The organism is Pseudomonas reactans, from assembly GCF_013387025.1.
Lineage (GTDB): Bacteria > Pseudomonadota > Gammaproteobacteria > Pseudomonadales > Pseudomonadaceae > Aquipseudomonas > Aquipseudomonas reactans.
In genome coordinates this window covers 21,559-40,789 of sequence record NZ_JACAQP010000022.1, presented here as the reverse complement: position 1 = coordinate 40,789, position 19,231 = coordinate 21,559, and the positions used below count along the sequence as shown (strand labels likewise).

At 59.8% G+C, this 19,231-nt stretch carries 11 protein-coding genes; 4 read left to right on the top strand and 7 right to left on the bottom strand.

All coding sequences use genetic code 11. From position 1 onward, the window contains the following. Positions 1-67 precede the first annotated feature (67 nt). From ccoG to HX793_RS21360, 3 genes are all read left to right on the top strand, one after another. The gene (gene ccoG / locus HX793_RS21370; protein WP_177053875.1) at positions 68-1,477 is read left to right on the top strand and encodes a cytochrome c oxidase accessory protein CcoG; all 1,410 of its coding nucleotides are present in this window, start codon (positions 68-70) and stop codon (positions 1,475-1,477) included. Between the two features lie 25 nt (positions 1,478-1,502). After that, positions 1,503-2,912 (top strand): GntR family transcriptional regulator MpaR, encoded by a 1,410-nt coding sequence (mapR, locus tag HX793_RS21365; RefSeq protein WP_016980342.1) that lies wholly within the window; start codon positions 1,503-1,505, stop codon positions 2,910-2,912. 111 nt (positions 2,913-3,023) lie between these two features. After that, positions 3,024-4,868: an AAA family ATPase gene (locus HX793_RS21360; protein WP_177053874.1), complete on the top strand. Its 1,845-nt coding sequence runs from the start codon at positions 3,024-3,026 to the stop codon at positions 4,866-4,868. 66 nt (positions 4,869-4,934) lie between these two features. Here the strand turns inward: HX793_RS21360 and HX793_RS21355 are convergent, their stop codons facing one another. The 7 genes from HX793_RS21355 to tpx form a co-directional block, all read right to left on the bottom strand. Then, complete coding sequence (locus HX793_RS21355; RefSeq protein WP_177053873.1) at positions 4,935-5,681, bottom strand: SDR family oxidoreductase; 747 nt, start codon at positions 5,679-5,681, stop codon at positions 4,935-4,937. Positions 5,682-5,735: 54 nt separating this feature from the next. Further along, complete coding sequence (locus HX793_RS21350) at positions 5,736-7,832, bottom strand: putative bifunctional diguanylate cyclase/phosphodiesterase (RefSeq protein ID WP_177053872.1); 2,097 nt, start codon at positions 7,830-7,832, stop codon at positions 5,736-5,738. A 152-nt stretch (positions 7,833-7,984) separates the two neighbouring features. After that, positions 7,985-9,394 carry an efflux transporter outer membrane subunit gene (locus tag HX793_RS21345; RefSeq protein ID WP_256354474.1) on the bottom strand — a complete coding sequence of 470 codons (1,410 nt, stop codon included), beginning with the start codon at positions 9,392-9,394 and terminating at the stop codon, positions 7,985-7,987. 134 nt (positions 9,395-9,528) lie between these two features. After that, positions 9,529-12,636, bottom strand: coding sequence for an efflux RND transporter permease subunit (locus HX793_RS21340; protein WP_033901487.1), 3,108 nt, complete (start codon positions 12,634-12,636; stop codon positions 9,529-9,531). Further along, positions 12,633-15,734: an MdtB/MuxB family multidrug efflux RND transporter permease subunit gene (locus HX793_RS21335; RefSeq protein ID WP_016980347.1), complete on the bottom strand. Its 3,102-nt coding sequence runs from the start codon at positions 15,732-15,734 to the stop codon at positions 12,633-12,635. Before HX793_RS21335 ends, HX793_RS21340 begins: the two co-directional genes overlap by 4 nt. Continuing rightward, on the bottom strand, positions 15,731-17,035 hold the full coding sequence (locus tag HX793_RS21330; RefSeq protein ID WP_177096220.1) for an MdtA/MuxA family multidrug efflux RND transporter periplasmic adaptor subunit: 1,305 nt from the start codon (positions 17,033-17,035) through the stop codon (positions 15,731-15,733). The genes HX793_RS21335 and HX793_RS21330 overlap by 4 nt, the downstream gene beginning before the upstream one ends. A 231-nt stretch (positions 17,036-17,266) precedes the next feature. After that, positions 17,267-17,767 carry a thiol peroxidase gene (gene tpx / locus HX793_RS21325; RefSeq protein WP_016980349.1) on the bottom strand — a complete coding sequence of 167 codons (501 nt, stop codon included), beginning with the start codon at positions 17,765-17,767 and terminating at the stop codon, positions 17,267-17,269. A gap of 158 nt (positions 17,768-17,925) precedes the next feature. Here tpx and HX793_RS21320 point away from each other — a divergent pair, with 158 nt between their 5' ends. After that, positions 17,926-19,215, top strand: coding sequence for a glycosyltransferase (locus tag HX793_RS21320; protein ID WP_177096222.1), 1,290 nt, complete (start codon positions 17,926-17,928; stop codon positions 19,213-19,215). Positions 19,216-19,231: the final 16 nt, after the last annotated feature.

The window sequence follows — 19,231 nt, the reverse complement described above, 5'->3', positions numbered from 1 at the left end:
GTCTGTTATGCAAACAGCACGGCGCGCATAGTTCATCCGCCTGATGGAGGCTGATGAGCGAACGACCATGAGCGAACACATCCCAACCGTGGAAATTTTTGAGCCCACACACCCAAAGAAGGTGAAGGCCAAATCCAGCGACAACCTGATTCATACCCGCAGTTTCACCGGCCTGTTCCGTACCTTGCGCGTGAGCGGTGCAGCCTTCCTGTTCCTGGCGTTTTTCGGCACGGTGTGGCTGAACTGGGACGATCGGCAGGCGGTGCTGTGGGACTTGGCTGAAAGCAAATTCCATATCTTTGGCGCGACCTTCTGGCCGCAGGATTTCATCCTGTTGTCGGCACTGTTGATCATCTGCGCCTTCGGCCTGTTTGCGATCACCGTATTTGCCGGCCGCGTGTGGTGCGGCTACACCTGCCCGCAAAGCTCGTTTACCTGGCTGTTCATGTGGTGCGAAAAAGTCACCGAAGGCGAGCGCAACCAGCGTATCAAGCTACAAGCGGCGCCCTGGAGTCTGAACAAACTGGCGCGACGCTCGGCCAAGCACACCTTGTGGCTGGGAATCAGCGTGCTGACCGGCCTGACGTTTGTCGGCTATTTCACGCCGATCCGTCCCCTGGCGACCGAACTGCTGACCTGGCAGATGGGCGGCGTCAGCCTGTTCTGGGTGCTGTTCTTTACCGGCGCCACCTACATCAACGCCGGTTGGCTGCGCGAAGCGGTGTGCATGCACATGTGCCCGTATGCGCGGTTCCAGAGCGTGATGTTCGACAAAGACACCCTGACCATTTCCTACGACGTGGCCCGCGGCGAAAGCCGTGGCCCGCGCAAACGTGACGTCAAACCCGCCGACGTCGGCCTGGGCGACTGCATCGACTGCCAGTTGTGCGTGCAGGTCTGCCCCACCGGCATCGACATTCGCGACGGCCTGCAAATGGAATGCATTGGTTGCGCGGCGTGCATCGACGCCTGCGATTCGATCATGGACAAGATGGGCTACCCGCGTGGCCTGGTGAGCTACACCAGCGAACATCAACTGCAAGGCGGCAAGACGCACCTGCTAAGGCCGCGCCTGATCGGCTACAGTGCCGTGCTGCTGGTGATGATTGCTGCGTTGGTGGTGGCGCTGGTGGAACGGCCGATGGTGTCGCTGGACGTAACCAAGGACCGTGGCATGTTCCGCGAGAATGCCCAGGGTTTGATCGAAAACATCTACAGCCTCAAGGTGATCAACAAGACCCAGCAGCGCCAGGACTACCGCTTGGAACTGGTGGACGCCGATGGCTTCCAGTTGCAAGGCAAGACCGAGATCAGCCTGGCGCCGGGGGAAATCAGCGATGTACCGGTGTCGGTGGCGTTGCTGGCGGATAAACCGGCGAGCAGTTCGCAGACCTTGCGTTTCAAGGTCTCGGATGTGGATGAGCCGGGTATCTATAGCATTGCTGACAGCCGCTTTGTAGCGCCATTGAACCGATAAAAACACTCACACTGACTGAGCCCCCATGAAACGCTACGAAAAATTCGCCGACGACATCGCAGAACTGATCCGCTCCGGCGTACTCGGCCCCGGCCAGCGGGTGCCGTCGGTGCGCTATGCCAGCCAGACCTACGGCGTCAGCCCGTCCACGGTATTCCAGGCCTACTACCTGCTGGAGCGCCGTGGCCTGATCCGCGCACGGCCGCGTTCGGGCTACTTCGTCAACACCCATGCGCCCAGTCCGTTTTCCGAGCCGGTGGTGAGCGAGCAGGTGCACGAATCCACCGAAGTGGACGTGAGCGAACTGGTGTTCTCGGTACTCGACTCGATCAAAGACCCTAACACCGTACCGTTCGGCTCGGCGTTCCCCAGCCCCATGCTGTTCCCGCTGCCGCGCCTGGCCCGCTCCCTGGCCAGCGCCAGCCGCGAAATGGACCCACGCCTGGTGGTCACCGACATGTCGCCGGGCAACCCGCAACTGCGCCGGCAGATTGCCCTGCGCTACATGGTGAGCGGGTTGATGCTGCCGATGGAAGAACTGCTGATCACCAACGGCGCGCTGGAGGCCTTGAACCTGTGCCTGCAAGCCGTGACCGAACCCGGCGACCTGGTGGCCATTGAAGCCCCGGCGTTCTATGCCTGCCTGCAGGTGCTGGAACGCTTGAAACTCAAGGCGGTGGAGATTCCGGTGCATCCGCGCGATGGTATCGACCTCAACGCCCTGGCGCAGACCTTGGAACGCTACCCGATCAAGGCCTGCTGGACCATGACCAGCTTCCAGAACCCTATGGGCGCGACCCTGCCGGAAGCCAAGAAACAGGCACTGGTGGAACTGTTGCGCGGCCATCAGGTACCCCTGATAGAAGACGATGTGTACGCCGAACTGTATTACGGCCAACAAGCGCCCAAACCCGCCAAGGCCTTCGATACCGAAGGTCTGGTGATGCATTGCGGTTCCTTCGCCAAAAGCCTGGCCCCGGGCTATCGCGTAGGCTGGGTGGCAGCCGGACGCTTTGCGCAGAAGGTTGAGCGGCTGAAGCTGATGACCTCGCTCTGCCCGTCGATGCCGGCACAGGCGGCGATTGCCGATTACTTGCAGCACGGTGGCTATGACCGGCACCTGAGGAAGTTGCGCTATGCACTGGAAGAGCAACAAAGCGCCATGCTCGCCGCCATCGCCCGTTATTTCCCGGCGCAGACGCGGGTCAGCCAACCCGCCGGCGGGTATTTCCTGTGGCTGGAGCTACCGGAGCAGACGGACTCGTTGAAGTTGTTCCAGATGGCGTTGGCGCAAGGCATCAGCATCGCGCCGGGGCCGATCTTCTCGGCGACCCAGCGCTTTCGGAACTGCATTCGCTTGAATTACGGAAGCCCGTGGACCGAGGCATCGGAAAAGGCCATGGAGACGTTGGGGCGGATTGTGCGGTCTTTCTGATAAGATGGATGGCTTTTCGCCACCCCTCTTCACTTATTAAGACCCTGTTTTTGCGTACACCTTTACGCCTACGTGGGAGGGATAAATACTGTATCTAGCACGGAGGCATGAATGAACGACCTTATTATCCTGAAAGGTTTGGCACTCTCTAATTACAGAGGTTTAGGCAACACTATTCAAAAGATGGCACCCTTTGACAGATTTAATTTTTTTGTCGGTGAAAATAATGCGGGGAAATCCATTATCCTCAATTTCATCTCAGAGCATGGGCAGTATCTTGACCCATCACCAAAACTGTTAGACAAAAGCCCTTTTTTGAGGCTCTCCGGACTCGACATCAATGTCAACACCAAACAAACGCACCCAACTCTGGGTTTAGGATGCTCTACTGAAGATCTTCTAAAATTCACTTCAACTCCCGACTCCTCTTTTAATCAATTTGCGTCTCACCCAGACTTTTACTCCACCTGCAGGGAAGTTCTTGCACCTATAACTGACAGCAACAACTGGGTATGGGTCAACGTTCAGAAAAGCAGCAAAGACACTTGGCAACCTATGCAACAAAATCTACGCACGGCAGTCACCAACATTTCCGACAGGACACTGCTACGTATTCAAAAAATAGTAAAAGACCAGTATGGAGAAAACCATACCCCCGCCCCACACAATACCATCGAACGATGGATCGAGCGCCTACTCGTCGGCGCAAAAACAAACATCACAAAACAACCCATACTCATTCCAGCACTTCGTAAAATAACGCATGAAGAAACAGATACATTCGAGCATTCCGGGACAGGACTAATAAATAAGATCTTTAAACTTCAATTACCCGATACATACGGCTTAGATACGCATGCCGACTTCGACAAAATAAACAAACTCTTAAAGTCTGTCCTTCGGAACGATTCAGTACAAATACACATATCACACAAACATAGTATATCGGTAAAGATAGACGGAAAAATGCTTCCATTGCATGCGCTTGGAACAGGTCTTCACGAGATCATTATCATTGCCGTAACCTGCACATTACTGGAGCACCAAATCATCTGCATTGAAGAACCTGAACTTCACTTGCACCCAACATTACAACGACGCCTTATGCAATATTTACTTAACGAAACGACCAATCAATATTTCATTGCAACTCATTCAGCCTCAATCATGGATATGAGCAATGCCTCCATTTTTCATGTGAGCAGCAAGAAACAAAAAAACCCTGATGGATCGACTGCTGACTTTGAAGAAACCACTATCAGCCGTGCCGCATGCAGTGCATCAAAATCAAACCTAGTACAACAATTAGGCTATCAGGCGTCGGACATCCTTCAAGCCAATTTCATAATATGGGTGGAAGGCCCTTCCGACAGACTATATTTGAACCACTGGCTAAATAAATACTTGGAAACATCTGAAAAAAAGATCATGGAAGGTGTGGATTACTCCATCATGTTTTACGGTGGCAGGCTCCTCAGTCATTTATCCGCAGATGACTTAACCGAGACTGACGATGATATCGCCGCTCTGATTGACGTCAAAAAACTCAACAGAAATCTCGCCTTCATTATTGATAGTGATAAAGGAACCGCAAACAGCGCCATCAACAAAACCAAACAAAACATCAAAAGCACGATTGAATCCAATCACGGTGCGACACATAAAGATCTTTGCTGGATTACAGCCGGCAGGGAAATCGAAAATTACATTTCGCCTGAGAGTACACTGCAAGCTCTTCAGCACGTATACGCAACGACATTCAAAGAGCGCCCCGACCAAGACGACTTCACACACCCACTGCATTTTCTTAGAAACGACCACGTTTTTTTCAAGAAAGCGGATAAAGTGAAAATCGCAAAATATATTTGCGACCAACCAGCCAATCTCAACATTCTCGATCTAAATGAGCGCATTGCGGAACTGGTTGAGCGAATCATGCTCGCCAGGTATCACTGACAATCGAATTTTCCATCATCCATTGGCCATTTCACTGCTACAGGGAAATGGCCCTCGCGACGAACCTTAGCGACCTCCTCCAAGGTCTAGAAACGTCCCGGTGGCATACGACGCCTTGTCCGACAGCAGCCAGATGATCGCTTCCGCCACTTCATCAGGGCGCCCGCCTCGGGCCATGGGAATACCGGATTCGAGCTTGCTGACCCGGTCCGGATCGCCGCTCAAGGCATGGAAGTCGGTGAAGATGTAGCCAGGGCGAACCGCGTTGACGCGAATGCCTTCGCCCGCCACTTCTTTCGACAACCCAATGGTGAAGGTATCCAGCGCTCCTTTGGAGGCGGCATAGTCGACATACTCACCGGGCGACCCCAGGCGTGCTGCCACCGACGACACATTGACGATACTCCCACCCTGCCCGCCATGCTTGGGCGACATGCGCAGCACCGCATGCTTGGCACACAGGATCGGGCCGAGTACGTTAGTCTTCATGATTTTCAGGATGCGAAATTCGGACATCTCATCCACGCGGGATTTATGCCCCACCGTACCCGCATTGTTGACCAGTGCGGTAACACGGCCCAACTCGGCGTCTACACGGTGGAACAACGCGATCACTTCATCCTCGATGCTCACATCTGCCCGCACGGCAATGGCTTGGGCGCCCAGCGCACGCACTTGTTCCAGTACGCGATGGGCCGCCTCTTCGTCGGACTGATAGTTGATGCAGATGCGATAGCCCTGGCGAGCGGCCAGCAAGGCCGTCTCGGCGCCAATCCCACGACTGCCCCCGGTGATGATGACGACTTTGTCCATGCGTGCGGTCTCCTGATTCAACCTGATGTTTAGGGTTGGATCCAAGAATACCTGTCACGCACGGCTTTTGTCAGGCGCAACGGCCTCTTCGGCGCGTTGGATATCCGCCATGAAGCCCTCTGCCGGCAACGGGTGACCCAGCAGGTAACCCTGTAGGGAATTGCACCCAAGCCGTGTCAGGAAATTCTGCTGCACATCCGTCTCGACGCCTTCGGCAACAATCCGTAATCCCAGGGCCTGGCCAAGGGCGACGATGGCCGAGACGATGGCCGCGTCGTCGCTGTCGTGTTCCAGGTCGCGCACAAAGCCACGGTCGATCTTCAGCTCGTTGGCCGGCAGGCGCTTGAGGTACATCAGGCTGGAGTAGCCGGTGCCGAAGTCGTCGATGGACAAGTCGACGCCCATGTCCGACAGCTGCTGCAACACCGTCATGCTCGCGTCGGCGTCGCTCATGGCTGTGGTTTCGGTGATTTCCAGGGTCAGGCTGTTGGCCGGCAGTTGGTGCCGCTCAAGCGCCACCGCCACACTTTTGACCAGCCCGGCGTGGCAGAACTGCAAGGCCGAGAGGTTCACGGCGATGCGCCAGTCTTCATAACCCTGGGCGTACCACAGGCTCATCTGGCGGCAGGCTTCGTTGAGTACCCATTCGCCGATGGGAATGATCAACCCGGTTTTTTCCGCCAGCTCGATAAACATCGCCGGCAGCAACAGCCCCTGTTGTGGGTGCTCCCAACGCAACAGGGCTTCGGCACCGACCGGAATGCCGCTGACCGCGTCGAACTTGGGTTGGTAGTACAGGCGAAACTGTTCCTGTTCCACGGCATTGCGCAGGTCCTGCAACAACTGCAATTGCTTGCGCGCGTTGGTGTTCATCGACGCATCAAAGAAGCTGTAGCCGTTCTTGCCCATGCCCTTGGCGTGGTACATCGCGGCGTCGGCGTTCATCAACAGTTCCTGAGGGTTGTGGCCGTTGCCCGGGAACATCGCGATGCCGACACTGGCGGAGATCTTCAGCTCATGCTCGGCCACCTGGAAGGCGCGGTTGATCAGGATCACCTGGCGTTCGGCAAGGCCCAGGGCATCGTCCGGCTGGGTCAGTTGCACCAGCAACACAAACTCGTCGCCGCCGATGCGCGCCAAGGTGTCCTGGCTGCGCAAGTCTTCGCGCAGGCGCAGGCCGACTTCGCGCAGCAATTGATCACCCATATGGTGACCAAACGCATCGTTGACGGGCTTGAAGCCATCGAGGTCGATAAACATCAGCGCGAAGCAACCGCCCTGCTCTTTGACGGCCTGCATGGCTTGCTGAATGCGGTCCGCAAGCAACGTTCGGTTGGGCAGGCCGGTGAGCATGTCGTGCAGGGCCAGATGGGTCAGTTCCTGGTTGGCTTGAGTCAGGGAATCGGCCAGCACCGCCGTACGTGCTTCCAGGCGTGCGTCGAGCAACGAGGTGAGCAAGGCGATAGCCAGTACCGCCAGGGTCGTGACCAATACCAGGTTATCCAGGCCCTTGCCGCTCAAGCCGTTCAGTGCGGCGCCGCAGAAACTCTCATCGGCAAAACGTGCCGCGGCCATGCCGGTGTAATGCATGCCGACGATGGCAAAGCCCATCACCACCGCCGCGCCCCCCCGTAAAAGGCGGACGTACGGTGTGTTACGGCGCAGATTGTGGGCGATCCACAGCGCAGCGCCAGACGCGACCACCGCGATCAGCAGCGACGCGCCAAACAAGGTGGGGTCATAGTCGATGCCTGGGGTCATACGCATGGCGGCCATGCCGGTGTAATGCATGCACGCGATGCCGGTGCCCATGACCAGCGCGCCAAACCCCAGTTGCCAGGCGGGCAAACGCGGCTGGCTGATCAGCCACAAGGCAAAGCCGCTGGACAACACCGCGATCAACAACGACAGCGCCGTGATGCCCAGATCGAAGCCCAGGGCAAACGGCAAGCGCAGCGCCAGCATGCCGATGAAGTGCATCGACCACACCCCCACGCCCATCGCCATGGCGCCGCCGGCGATCCATAAATAAACGGCGCGGCCTTTGGCGGTAGCGATGCGACCGGACAGATCCAGTGCAGTGTAGGAAGCGAGGATCGCGACAAACAGCGAGATCACAACCAGCGAGGGTGAATAACTACCGATGAGCATGGGACTTCTCGTGCGCAGCGGGCCTGAGAAGCCCGTGCCAGGTGGCAAAGCGGGCGATTGTAGCGAGAATAATTCTTGAGCAGTTGATTAATTATCAGAGGGCCATTAGTGGCATTTTGACGTCAATCAACTGGCTGCACACCCCGCCAAAATCAGTCCTTCTCGGCAATCGGTATCTGACCGTCCCAACCACCGCCCAATGCCGCGATCAATTGCACACTGGCCACCAGGCGCGTCTGCAAAAGGGTCAACACCGTGCGTTCGTTGCTCAGCGCGGTCGCTTGCGTGGTAACCACATCCAGGTAGGCAATCAGACCCGCCTTGTACTGGTTTTGCGTCAGGCGCAACGACTCACGGGCGGCGTCGAGTGCTTCATTGCTGACCACCGCCTCGTCTTCCAGCACCTTGAGTTGCACCATGTAGTTTTCCACTTCACGGAACCCATCCAGCACGGTCTGGCGGTATTTGGCGACGGTCTCGTCGTAGCTGGCCACGGTGCGGTCGACTTCCGCCGAACGCTGGCCGCCGTCAAACAGGGTCATGGCCAGTTTTGGCCCCACCGACCAGAAGCGGTTCGGCAGGCTGATCCAGTCGGCATAGGTGCTGCTGGAGTAACCACCGGCCAGGCTCAGGCTCAGGTCCGGGTAGTAGGCGGCCTTGGCCACGCCGATATTGGCGTTGGCGGCGATCACCGAGCGTTCGGCCGAGGCGATGTCCGGGCGGCGCTCCAGCAGTTGCGACGGCAGGCTCACGGGAATCTGCGGCAGTGCCGGGATGTCCTTGCTCACCGCCAGGTTGAAGTTGGCCGGCGCCTCGCCGATCAACACCGCAATCGCGTTTTCCAGCTGGGCGCGCTGCCAGATCAGGTCGATCAGGCTGGCCTGGGTGGTCTTGAGCTGGGTTTGTGCCTGGGCTACCGCGTCCTTGCCGGAAACCCCGGCGCGGTACTGGTTTTCGGTCATTTGCAGGGAGCGCTGGTAGGTCTCCAGCGTGGCTTGCAGCAAGCGCGTCTGTTCATCCATGACCCGCAGTTGCAGGTAGCTTTGCACCAGTTCGGACTGCTGACTCAGGCGCATCGCCGCCAGGTCCGCCGAGCTGGCTTCAGCGCTGGCTTCGTTGGCTTCCAGGCCCCGGCGCAATTTGCCCCAGATATCCGCTTCCCAGCTCACGCCCAACTGGGCATTGAGGGTGTCGCGGATACCGCTGCTGGAACTGCTCAGGCTCGCGTTACTGCTACCGGTGCCCTGGCTGGCGCGGGTTTTCCCGGCGCTCAGGTCGACAGTGGGATAAAACGCCCCACGGGAGCTGCGCACCAACGCCTGGGCCTGGCGGAAGCGCGCTTCAGCCTGGGCCACGGTCTGGTTGGACGTGTTCAGGCGTACCACCAGGTCATTGAGCTGGCGGTCACCGTAAAGCTCCCACCAGGCGCCACGGGCCAGGGAATCGCTGGGCGTGGCTTGGCGCCAACCTTGGGCTTCTTTGTACTGGACCGGTTCGACGACTTCCGGGCGTTTGTAGTCGGGGCCAATAGCGCAAGCACTGAGCAATAACGCCAATCCCATTGTAGGAGCGAGCTTGCTCGCGAAGGTCGTCAACGAAAACGCGCCCTGCCTGAAAGTACGCGGTGACGGTGAGTTTTTCGCAGGCAAGCCGGCTCCTACAGGGGACTGCGGTGCATTGGCGTTGATTGAATCGGTCATAGCGCAGTGTCCAGGGCAGCATCGGTACGCACGCCGCGCCATTTATTGAAGCGATGGCGCGCGCGGTCGAGATAGAGGTAGACCACCGGGGTGGTGTAAAGGGTCAGGATCTGGCTGAACACCAAACCGCCGATAATCGTCAGGCCCAACGGACGGCGCATTTCCGCACCATCGCCCGCGCCCAGCAGCAACGGCAAGGCGCCGAGGATGGCCGCCAGGGTGGTCATCAGGATCGGGCGCAAACGCAACAGGCAGGCGCTGCGGATTGATTCCAGCGGGCTCATGCCGTCGTGGCGCTCCAACTGCAACGCCAGGTCGATCATCAGGATCGCGTTTTTCTTCACCACGCCGATCAGCAGGAACAGCCCCAGCAAGGAGATCAGGCTGAACTCGCCACCGGTCAGGTAGATCGCAAGCATCGCGCCGACACCGGCCGACGGCAGGGTCGAGAGAATGGTCAGCGGGTGAATATAGCTTTCATACAGAATGCCCAGCACCAGGTACACGGCCACCAGCGCGCCGAGGATCATGAACGGCTGGCCCTTCTGCGTCGCCGCGAATGCATCCGCGGTGCCGGCCATCTTGGCGATCACGTCTTCCGGCAGGCCAACCTTGGCAATCGCCCGTTCAATGGCGGCTGTGCCCTGCTCCACCGTCACGCCGGGCGCCATGTCGAACGCGATGTTCTCCGAGGCGAACTGGCCTTCGTGGCTGACGCGGTCGTCGGCCAGGCTGTTCTCATAATGGGCAATGGTCGACAGCGGCACCCGCGCACCCGTGGAGGTGATCACTTGCATCTGGTTGAGGGTGATCGGGTCCTGGGCGTATTTGGGATTGACCTCCATCACCACCTGGTACTGGTTGAGGCTGTCATAGATGGTGGAAATCTGCCGCTGGCTGTAGGCGTTGTTGAGCACCGCCGTGACCATGTTCATGTCGATGCCCAGGCGCTTGGCCTGGTCGCGGTCGACAATCAGCGTGACCTGCGCCGCACCCCGGCCTTCACGGGCGTCGATGGCGGTGAGTTCCGGCAGCTCGCGCAAGGCCGCCACCACTTTCGGGTACCACAGGCGCAAGGCCGCCAGGTCGCCGCTTTGCAGGATGTAGGAATACTGCGCGCTGGTCTGGTCGCGACTGCCGCCGAATTGCAGGTCCTGGTCAGCCATCAGGAACAACCGCCCGCCCGGCACCAGCGGCACATCCTTGCGCAGACGCTCGATCACCGCCTGGGCGGAAATCTTGCGCTCGCTGATGGGCTTCAAGCGAACCAGCATCACCGCATTGTTGGTGCCGTTGTTGCCGCCGATAAAGCCGGCCACGCTGAGCACCGCCGGGTCCTTGAGCACCGCCTTGCGGAAGGTTTCCATTTTCGGCTGCATCACGCTGAACGACAGGCCGTCATCACCGCGCACAAAACCGATCAACTGGCCAGTGTCCTGCTGCGGCATGAAGGTCTTCGGCACCACCACATAAAGCGCGACGTTCATGCCGATGGTCAGCAACAGGCTGAGTAACGTCAGGCGCCGATGGCGCAACACCCAGTCCAGGCTGGTGGCGTAGCCGGCGACCATGCGGTCGTTGACCTTCTGGCTCCAGCGCTGCAACCCGGTCATCTCGCCCTTCACATGCGGCTTGAGCCAACGCGCGCAGAGCATCGGGGTCAGGGTCAGCGAAACAATCAGCGACACAATGATCGCCGCCGACAAGGTGATGGAAAATTCGCGGAACAGGTTGGTGACAATCCCGCCCATGAACAGGATAGAGAGGAACACCGCCACCAGCGACACGTTCATCGACAGCAAGGTGAAGCCGACTTCCTTGGCGCCCAGGTACGCCGCCTTCATCGGAGGCACGCCTTCGTCGATATGCCGGGAAATGTTTTCCAGCACCACGATGGCATCGTCCACCACCAAACCGGTGGCCAGGATCAACGCCATCAACGAGAAGTTGTTCAGCGAGAACCCGTACAGGTACATCACCGCAAAGGTGCCCACCAGTGAGACCGGCACCGCCAGGGTCGGGATCAGCGAGGCGCGGAAGTTACCCAGGAACAGGTACACCACCAGGATCACCAGGCCCACTGCGATGAGCAAGGTCATCTCGGCTTCGTGCAAGGTCGCGGTGATCACCGGCGAGCGGTCCATGGCCAGGCTCAGCTTGACGCTGGACGGCAGCACCGCCTGCAACGCCGGTAACTGCGCCTTGATCTGCCGGACCGTCTCGATGATGTTGGCGCCAGACTGGCGGTTGATCACCAGCAGCACCGCCGGTTCGTTGTTGAAGAATCCGCTGTTGTAGCGGTCTTCCACGCCGTCACTGATCTTGGCCACATCGCCCAGGCGCAGGGCCGCGCCGTTCTGGTAGCGGATCAGCAGCGGCTCGTAGTCCTTGGCCTTCTCCAACTGGTCGTTGGCCTGGATCTGCCAGTTGCGCTGGCTGTCTTCCAGGGAACCCTTGGGCCGACGCTGGTTAGCGTTGGCGATGGTGTTGCGCACATCGTCAAGGGCCACGCCGTACTGGTCGAGGGCCTTGGGTTCGAGCTCGATGCGCACCGCCGGCAGGGAGCTGCCGCCGATCTGCACTTCACCAACGCCAGGGACCTGAGACAGGCTTTGCGACAGAATGGTCGAGGCCAGGTCATACAGCTGGCCCTTCTGCAACACGTCCGAGGTCAGCGACAGCACCATGATCGGCGCCTGGGACGGGTTGATCTTCTTGTAGGTGGGCATGCTGCGCATACCGCTGGGCAGCAGGTTGCGCGAGGCATTGATCGCCGCCTGCACTTCCCGCGCCGCGCCGTTGATATCACGGTCGGAGTCAAACGCCAGGATCACCCGCGTAGAGCCCTGGCTCGACGAACTGCTCATAGTGGTGATGCCGGCAATCGCGCCGAACGAGCGCTCCAGCGGCGTCGCCACCGTGGATGCCATCACCTCGGGGCTGGCACCGGGCAAGCTGGCCGACACCACGATCACCGGGAAGTCGATCTGCGGCAGCGGCGACACCGGCAACAGGTTGAAGCTCACGCCGCCGAGCAACAGGATCGCCAGGCTCAGCAGCATGGTCGCGACCGGCCGGCGGATGAAAGGTCCGGACAGGTTCATGACTCAACCGGCTCCAGGCTTTGCGGCTCTTTGCGCCAGCGGCGGCCGAGGCGGTCGAAATACAGGTAGATCACCGGCGTGGTGAACAGGGTGAGCACCTGGCTCACCAGCAGGCCACCGACCATTACCAGGCCCAGCGGTTGGCGCAGTTCCGCACCGGAACCGGTGGCGAGCATCAACGGCACCGCGCCGAACAATGCGGCCAGCGTGGTCATCAGGATCGGCCGGAAGCGCAGCAGCGCCGCCTGGTAGATCGCGGTCTGCGGGTCAAGGCCCTGGTTGCGTTCGGCGTCGAGGGCGAAGTCGATCATCATGATCGCGTTCTTCTTGACGATACCGATCAGCAAGATGATGCCGATGATCGCGATCATGCCCAGGTCATTGCCGCTGAGCAGCAACGCCAGCAAGGCCCCCACCGCCGCCGACGGCAAGGTCGAGAGAATGGTGATCGGGTGGATATAGCTCTCGTAGAGCACGCCCAGCACGATGTACATGGTGACCACCGCCGCCAGGATCAGCAGCAAAGTGCTCGACAGTGAGGCTTCGAAGGCCTGGGCTGCGCCCTGGAACTGAGTCTGCACGCCCACCGGCATGCCAATGTCTTTCTGGGTCTGGTTGATCAGCTCCACACCTTTGCCCAGCGCCACGCCAGGGGCCAGGTTGAATGACATCATCACCGCCGGGAACTGGCCGATATGCGCAATCGCCAATTGCGCCTGGCGCTGTTCCACACGGGCCAGGCTGGACAGGCGCACCTGGCCGCCGTCGGTAGTTTTCACGTGGATCTGGTTCAGCGCGTCCGGGCCGAGGGTTTCGCCGGACTGGGCCTGCAGCACCACGCGGTACTGGCTGGCCTGGGTGTAGATGGTGGAGATCTGCCGCTGGCCGAAGGCGTCATACAACGCGTCGGTGATGGTCGACACGCTGACGCCCAGGCGCGAAGCCGCGTCGCGGTCGATCACCAGGTACACCTGCAAGCCTTTGTCCTGCAGGTCGCTGGCGACGTCAGTGAGTTCGGGCAACTGGCTCAACGCGTGGACCAGTTTGTCACTCCACAGTGCCAGCAACTCGGCGTCCGGCGAGGACATGCTGAATTGGTACTGGGTGCGGCTCACGCGGTCTTCGATGGTCAGGTCCTGCACGGGCTGCATGAACAGGCGGATACCCACCAGCTTGTCGATTTCCGGCTGCAGGCGGGTGATCACCTGGGCCGCGCTCAGGTCGCGCTGGCCGTGGGCCTTGAGGTTGATCAGCAAGCGCCCGCTGTTGAGGGTCGCGTTGTCGCCGTCCACACCAATGTAGGAAGACAGGCTTTCCACTGCCGGATCAGCCAGGATGATCTTGGCCAGGTCCTGCTGGCGCTGGCTCATGGCGGCAAAGGAAATCGACTGTGGCGCTTCGGAAATACCCTGGATCACGCCGGTGTCCTGCACCGGGAAGAAGCCCTTGGGCACGATCAGGTACAGGAACACGGTCAGGCCCAGGGTCGCGATGGCCACCAGCAGGGTCAGCGGCTGATGCTTGAGCACCCACTGCAGCATGCTGCCGTAACGTGCGATCAACCAGTCGATCCAGGCGCCGCTGGCCTTGTAGAAGCGGCTTTGTTCCTCTTCCTTCGGCTCACGCTTGAGCAAACGCGCGCACATCATCGGCGTGAGCGTCAGCGAGACTACCAGGGAAATCAGGATCGCCACCGCGAGGGTGATGGCGAACTCTCGGAACAGCCGTCCCACCACGTCAGCCATGAACAGCAGCGGAATCAGTACCGCGATCAGCGACAGGGTCAGAGAAATCAGGGTGAAACCGATTTGCTTGGCGCCCTTGAGTGCCGCAGCCAGCGGCGTTTCGCCTTCCTCGATATAACGGGAGATGTTCTCCAGCATCACGATCGCATCGTCCACCACAAAACCAGTGGCGATGGTCAGGGCCATCAGCGTCAGGTTATTGATGGAGAACCCCGCCAGGTACATCACGCCAAAAGTGCCCACCAGGGACAGCGGCACCGCGATGGACGGAATGATCGTGGCGCTGACCCGGCGCAGGAACAGGAACGTCACCATCACCACCAGGGCAATAGCGATGAGCAATTCGTGTTGCACGTCCTTGACCGAGGCGCGGATGGTCTGGGTGCGGTCGGTGAGTACCGTCACGTCGAGGCCGGCCGGCAAGTTGTCGGTGATGCTCGGTAGCAGCGCCTTGATGCGGTCCACCACCTCGATCACGTTGGCGCCTGGCTGGCGTTGGATGTTCAGCAGGACGGCCTGGTTTTCATTGGCCCAGGCGGCGAGGCGTTCGTTTTCGGCGCCGTCGACGATCTGGGCCACGTCTTTCAGGCGCAGCGGCGCGCCATTGTTGTAGGCCAGGATCAGTTCGGCGTATTGCTGGGGCGAGACCAACTGGTCGTTGGCGTCGAGCATCGACACGCGGGTGGGGCCGTCGAAGTTACCCTTGGGCTGGTTGACGTTGGACGCGGCGATCAGGGTGCGCACGTCCGACAGGTTCAAGCCATTGGCCGCCAGGGCCTCGGGGTTGACCTTGATGCGCACGGCCTGGCGCTGGCCGCCCGCGATGCTGACCATGCCGACGCCGCTGATCTGCGCGATTTTCTGCGCCATGCGCGTGTCGACCAGGTCATTGAGCTTGGGCAGCAGCATGGTCTTGGAGGTGATTGCCAGGGTCAGCACCGGGGTATCCGCCGGGTTGACCTTGTTGTACACCGGAGGCGCCGGCAGGTCCTTGGGCAACAGGTTGGTCGCGGCGTTGATCGCGGCCTGCACCTGCTGCTCGGCGACATCCATGTTGATGTCGAGGTTGAAACGCAGGGTCAGCACCGACGCACCGCCGGAGCTGGTGGAGGCCATCTGCGTAAGGCCGGGCATTTGCCCGAACTGGCGTTCCAGCGGCGCGGTGACCGCACTGGTCATCACGTCGGGGCTGGCGCCGGGGTACAGGGTCATCACGCGGATCGTCGGGTAATCCACCTGGGGCAACGCCGACACCGGCAGCAAGCGATACGAAATGATGCCGGCCAACACAATGGCCAGCATGCTCAGCGTGGTGGCAACCGGGCGAAGGATAAACAGCCGCGACAGGTTCATGAACCGACCTTTTGCGCCTTGCCGGCAGTGGTGCCGGTCTCCCCTTTCGCCGCGGGCTTGCCTTGCAGGTGCTCGGTCGGGGTGGTCGGCACTTCGCTGCTGTCGTTGACCACCTCGATTTCACTGCCGTCCTTCAAGCGGTCGGTGCCTTCCAGCACCACGCGGTCGCCAGCCTTGAGGCCTTCCTTGATCACGGTATTGTCGCCATCGGTATCACCCACCACCAGCGGCTGCACCTTGACCTTCTTATCACCGTCGAGCACATAGACAAAGGTACCGGTGTTGCCGAACTGGATCGCCGCCGACGGCGCCAGCACCACGTTATGCAGGGTGTCGGCCAACAGGTGCACATTGACGAACTGGTTCGGGAACAGTGCCTGGTCCTTGTTATCGAAACGCGCCTTGAATTTCAGGGTGCCGGTGGTGACGTCGATCTGGTTGTCCAGGCTCTGCAGCACGCCGACGGCCTGCTGTTTCACATCGCCACGGTCCCAGGCTTCCACGGGCAGCTTGTTGCCGGCGTGGTAGCGGGTGAGCACGGTTTCCAGGGTGTTCTCCGGCAAGGTGAAGGCCACGCTGATCGGCTGGGTCTGGGTGATCACGGCCAGGAATGTGGTGTCGTTGGCCGCCACCAGGTTGCCTACGTCCACCTGGCGCAGGCCGACGCGGCCGCTGATCGGCGCGCGGATCTTGGTGAATTCGAGGTTGAGCTTGGCGTCATCAACCGCGCCCTGGTTGGTCTTGACCGTGCCCTGGTATTGCAGGACCAGCGCTTCGGCGGTGTCCAGGGTCTGCTTGGCGATACTGTCCTGGGCGTACAGGTCGCGGTAACGCTGCACGTCGACCTGGGCATTTTTCAGCTGGGCCTGGTTCTGCATCAGCGTGCCCTGGGCCTGGAGCAAGGCGTTCTGGTAGCTGCGGGGGTCGATCTCGGCGAGCAGGTCACCGGCCTTGACCATCTGGCCTTCTTCAAAGGCGATCTTTACCAACTCACCGCCCACCCGGCTGCGCACATTGATGGTGTTGAGCGCGGTGACCGTGCCCAAGGCCTTGTAGTACACCGGGAACTCGCCCAGCACCGCAGGCGCCACACGCACTGGCACCGGGCCGGCAGAGCCACCGAAACCCGGGCGCATCATCCCCGACTTGCCGGCACGTCCGGCTGGCGCCTGCGCGGCGGCATCCTTGTGGCTGGCGGGCCAGAATTTCCAGCACAGGCCGGCGATAACCAGCAGCACAAGCAGGCCGAACAGCCAGCGGCGGGACTTACGGGGGGAGGATTGCATGGAGTGATCAACCATTGGGCGCGAGAGCTTCTTCTTTGGGAGGCTGAAAGATAAGCACTGGGGCGCATTTAGAAAAGCGCCTTTACCGGCTATTTACCTTGGGCTTACAACTTTTAACTTCTGACCTTAGTTCATCGACCGTTTCGCTAAGCATCTGAGCTACAAATAAAAACGGCCTGGACTAGGCCAGGCCGCAATCATGCATCAAGCGTGTTACTGCAAAACGACAGTAACGTACCGAAACAGTTACTTCAAAACAGCCAGGGCTGCTTCGTAGTTTGGCTCTTGGCCGATTTCTGGCACCAGTTCGCTGTGCAGCACGTTGTTGTTCTCGTCCAATACCACTACGGCGCGGGCGGTCAGGCCTTGCAGAGGGCCGTCGGCCAGCGAAACGCCGTAGTCGACCGCGAAGTCGGCGTTGCGGAAGTCCGACAGGCTCAGCACATTGTCCAGGCCTTCGGTGCCGCAGAAACGCTTCTGGGCAAACGGCAGGTCAGAGGAGATGCACAGCACGACGGTGTTGCTCAGGTCGTTGGCCTGGGCGTTGAACTTGCGTACCGAAGTGGCGCAGGTCGGGGTGTCAACGCTTGGGAAGATGTTCAGAACCTTGCGCTTGCCGGCGAAGGTTTCCAGGGACGCTTCTGACAGGTCGACAGCAACAAGGCTGAATTCAGGAGCGGTGGAACCGGTTTTCGGCAATTCGCCTTCAACCTGGACAGGGTTACCACGAAGGGTGACTTGAGCCATGAACGGAATCCTTATGTTGATTTGGGTTTAACGAATTCGAGAGGCCGAAGTTAACCACAAAGTACGTTGGCTACCTACCGCCAAACATAAATTGTCATGTCGTCGGTTATGGTTTAATTGCGCGCTTTGCGCCCTGCCCTTCAAGGAGAACGATGTCGATGAATGCCCCTGCCACCAAAGTCCTGGTCATTGGATACGTCTGGCCGGAACCCCGCTCCTCGGCTGCCGGCGGGCATATGATGCAAATCCTTGAGAGCTTTCTTACACAAGGATGGGATATCACCTTCAGCAGCCCGGCCACCATCGGCGAACACAAGGCCGACTTGCCTGCGCTGGGCATCGCCGAACGCGCCATCGAACTCAATAACAGCAGTTTCGATGATTTTATCCGCGAACTGGCACCGGATATCGTGCTGTTCGACCGTTTCATGATGGAGGAACAGTTCGGCTGGCGTGTCGAGAAGCACTGTCCCGATGCCCTGCGGGTGCTGGAAACCTGCGACCTGCAAAGCCTGCGTGATGCGCGCCAGCAGCGTCTGAAGGATCACCTCAAAGCCCATCTCCACAGCGAGGATTTCAGCGCACTGTTCGCGCCGGCGCTGGATGATGAATTCCAGCTGATGGCCAATACGGACATCGCCAAGCGCGAAATTGCCGCGATCTACCGCTGTGACATCAGCCTGATGATCTCGGACGTGGAAGCGCAGCTGCTCACCGAGCAATTCAACGTACCCGCCGCCCTGCTCCACTGGTGCCCGCTGATGTTGCAGCCGCCGACCGAGCCCTTCGTGCCATTTGAAGACCGTGCGCACTTCCTCAGCATCGGCAACTTCCGCCACGCACCCAACTGGGATGCGGTGTTATGGATGAAAAACAGCCTGTGGCCGCTGATTCGCCAGCAATTACCGGGCGCGCAGCTGCATATCTACGGGTCCTATACCCCGCCCAAAGCCACCGCTTTGCACAACCCGGCCCAGGGCTTTCATGTGATGAACTGGGCCGAAGATGCCCTGCAAGTCATGACCGCCGCGCGTATCTGCCTGGCGCCCTTGCGGTTCGGCGCCGGCATCAAGGGCAAACTGGCGGACGCGATGCTCTGCGGCACGCCGAACATCACCACGCCAATCGGTGCCGAGGGCATGGGCGATGACCAACCTTGGCCGGGCGTGATCGAACACAGCGCTCCAGCCCTGGCCGCCGCTGCGGTGTCGCTCTACCAGGACCGCAAACGCTGGACCCAGGCCCAGGAAAACGGCCGCCAATTGTTGGTCCGTCGCTACGACCAGAACGTCCATGGCCCTGCGCTGGTGGCCTGCCTGGAACAGTGCCGCAGCAATCTGAATGCCCACCGCCGGGACAACTTCACCGGCAGCATGCTGCGCCACCATGCGCATAAAAGTACGCAGTACATGTCCCAATGGATCGAGGCGAAAAACCGCAGCCTATAAACACCAGCGCTGGCGA

What these genes read in the sequence shown, in the direction of transcription:
- HX793_RS21345 (WP_256354474.1), bottom strand. Translation starts at nt 9,394, where the DNA reads ATGGGATTGGCGTTATTGCTCAGTGCTTGCGCTATTGGCCCCGACTAC.
- HX793_RS21360 (WP_177053874.1), top strand. Translation starts at nt 3,024, where the DNA reads ATGAACGACCTTATTATCCTGAAAGGTTTGGCACTCTCTAATTACAGA.
- HX793_RS21350 (WP_177053872.1), bottom strand. Translation starts at nt 7,832, where the DNA reads ATGCTCATCGGTAGTTATTCACCCTCGCTGGTTGTGATCTCGCTGTTT.
- HX793_RS21320 (WP_177096222.1), top strand. Translation starts at nt 17,926, where the DNA reads ATGAATGCCCCTGCCACCAAAGTCCTGGTCATTGGATACGTCTGGCCG.
- HX793_RS21335 (WP_016980347.1), bottom strand. Translation starts at nt 15,734, where the DNA reads ATGAACCTGTCGCGGCTGTTTATCCTTCGCCCGGTTGCCACCACGCTG.
- ccoG (WP_177053875.1), top strand. Translation starts at nt 68, where the DNA reads ATGAGCGAACACATCCCAACCGTGGAAATTTTTGAGCCCACACACCCA.
- HX793_RS21340 (WP_033901487.1), bottom strand. Translation starts at nt 12,636, where the DNA reads ATGAACCTGTCCGGACCTTTCATCCGCCGGCCGGTCGCGACCATGCTG.
- HX793_RS21355 (WP_177053873.1), bottom strand. Translation starts at nt 5,681, where the DNA reads ATGGACAAAGTCGTCATCATCACCGGGGGCAGTCGTGGGATTGGCGCC.
- tpx (WP_016980349.1), bottom strand. Translation starts at nt 17,767, where the DNA reads ATGGCTCAAGTCACCCTTCGTGGTAACCCTGTCCAGGTTGAAGGCGAA.
- HX793_RS21330 (WP_177096220.1), bottom strand. Translation starts at nt 17,035, where the DNA reads ATGGTTGATCACTCCATGCAATCCTCCCCCCGTAAGTCCCGCCGCTGG.
- mapR (WP_016980342.1), top strand. Translation starts at nt 1,503, where the DNA reads ATGAAACGCTACGAAAAATTCGCCGACGACATCGCAGAACTGATCCGC.